Here is a 575-nt window from a genome sequence, read left to right as displayed (position 1 = left end):
TTCGGGGCCGACGTCGAGCGGGGAGAGCCCATAGGCGGTTCGCAGGCCGTTGGTGGCGCAACGACGGTAGGCGCCCGATCTGCAGGGATTGCAGGTACGACACGACTGGAAGCACTCGACGGCCACCCGGTCGCCGACGGCGACACTCCATGCTGCAGAAGCGGCATCGCCGACCTCGACCAGCACGCCGACGGTCTCATGGCCGGGAACGAGGGGCGTCCGGATCGGCAGGCGGCCGGTGAAGAGTTCGTGGTCGGTGCCGCAGAGCCCGCACGCCTCGACCTCGAGGAGAGCCGTGTCGGGAGAGGGTGCCGGGACGGCGAGGTCGCGGAACTCGAGCGACCGTGGTGCACACAGCACCAGTGCCCGTGACGTTGCCGGTCGTTCGGTCATGCCCGGCACCTCCGACTGCCTAGCGTACGTGGCACACAGCCGCGGAAAGGGTCGGTAGACGCATGCAGCAGGTGAGCGAGCGAGGCGCCGGGGGCCCCGCTCTGGCCCGGCTCAGCGCTTGCAGCGGTCCATCCTCTGCAGTGGCCTGGGCCGACAACGGGCTGGGCGGCGAGTCCGAAACA

Annotated in this window: 1 protein-coding gene; it reads right to left on the bottom strand. The window is 70.1% G+C overall.

The features are described from left to right. Positions 1-393: alcohol dehydrogenase catalytic domain-containing protein (locus GY812_17615; protein MCP4437299.1), on the bottom strand; the 393-nt coding region annotated here is incomplete at its 3' end. Between the last annotated feature and the right edge of the window lie 182 nt (positions 394-575).

The organism is Actinomycetes bacterium (assembly GCA_024222295.1).
Lineage (GTDB): Bacteria > Actinomycetota > Acidimicrobiia > Acidimicrobiales > Microtrichaceae > JAAEPF01.
Note: the sequence above shows the minus strand (reverse complement) of the source record. Positions and strands in the feature narration are given on the sequence as shown.